A 1,332-nucleotide genomic window follows, 5' to 3' on the forward strand; every position below is an offset into this window, starting at 1 on the left:
TGTCGCGCGTCAGACTTAGTGGCAGGGCTGTTATGTAGGTCCTGAAGGAGAGTCAGACATGGGTAGACCACCCTCGATTCCGGTGGAGAAGAAGACCCGGATAGTGCTGAGCGTGCTGGCCGGCGAGATGTCCATCGCCGAAGCGGCACGCAAGGAGAAAGTCAGTGAGCAGTCCATCGGACGGTGGAAGGCCGAGTTCCTGGAAGCCGGCAAGACCGCCCTGGTGGCCGGCAGGTCCGGACCATCCTCCCGAGAGGAACAGCTGGAGGCCGAGGTCGCCGAGCTGACCCAGGCCTTGGGCGAGGCACACCTGGAGGCCAGGGTGTGGAAGAAGTCCGCGGAGGGCCGGCTGGGCCCTTCGAGGACCTCGAGGTGATCCGCGTGGAAGCGGGCATGTCGACCGCGAGGTTCTGCCAGCTGTTCGACATGCCCGAGCGGACCTGGCGCCGCTGGCAGGCCAAGGCCCGCACCGGGACGGTGGTGAAGGGACCGTGGCCGCAACCGGCACGGCAGGCCGCCAGGGAACTGGTGGTCAAGCACGCGCTGGCCCATCCGGCGTGGGGGCATCGGAAGATCTGGGCGATGGTCCGCCACGACGGGCATGTGGTTTCCGAGGCGACCGTGCTGCGGATCCTGCGCGACGAGGGGCTGATTCTGCCCGCGCAGTACCAACGGGAGCGACGGAAGCTGGCCGAGCGGCGCAAGGCCGCGTTCGCCACCGAGCCTTCAGGCCCGAACCAAGTCTGGCAGCTGGACTTCAGCGAGTTCGAGACCACCACCGGAGGGACCTGGCGGCTGGCCGGGTGCCGGGACTACTGGTCCAAGTACGAGTACCCCTTCCACGTTTCGCCCACTGGGAACCAGCACGACGCGATCGACGCGATCGAGTTGGCCCTGGCCGACTACGAGGCTATGTTCGGTCACCCGCTGGTCGAGGCCTGCCCGGTCGATCCCGAGACCGGTGAGCTGTTGCCCGTGGTGACCATCGTGACGGACAACGGCGGGCCGTTCCGGTCCTTCCGCTTCGAGTCCTTCATCGCCGCCCACCCCGAGCTACACCACGTGCGGACCCGAGTGAAGACCCCGGGGCAGAACGGGTCCCGTGAACGCGGCTTCGGCACGCTGAAGTACGAGCGGCTCTACCTGGACGAGATTGACGACGCGATCGTGCTCGCCGAGCGGGCCGAGGACTACCGGATCGAGTACAACGAGCTCCGGCCCCACGAGGCCATCTCATGGAACCGGCCCAAGGAGGTGCACCTGGGCCTGGCCGACCCCACCACCCCGACATTCAAAACCAAGGAAATCCTGCCAACTACTTGACGCGGGACA

2 protein-coding genes are annotated in these 1,332 nt (G+C 66.7%); both read left to right on the plus strand.

Translation table 11 applies throughout. The annotated features are described in order from the left end of the window. Nucleotides 1-58: 58 nt before the first annotated feature. Complete coding sequence (locus tag HMPREF2863_RS01600) at nt 59-376, plus strand: helix-turn-helix domain-containing protein (protein ID WP_083315151.1); 318 nt, start codon at nt 59-61, stop codon at nt 374-376. Continuing rightward, on the plus strand, nt 373-1,323 hold the full coding sequence (locus HMPREF2863_RS01605; protein ID WP_070637515.1) for an IS3 family transposase: 951 nt from the start codon (nt 373-375) through the stop codon (nt 1,321-1,323). Before HMPREF2863_RS01600 ends, HMPREF2863_RS01605 begins: the two co-directional genes overlap by 4 nt. The last annotated feature ends 9 nt before the right edge of the window (nt 1,324-1,332 follow it).

The sequence above is a fragment of the Micrococcus sp. HMSC067E09 genome (assembly GCF_001812555.1).
Classification (GTDB): domain Bacteria; phylum Actinomycetota; class Actinomycetes; order Actinomycetales; family Micrococcaceae; genus Micrococcus; species Micrococcus lylae.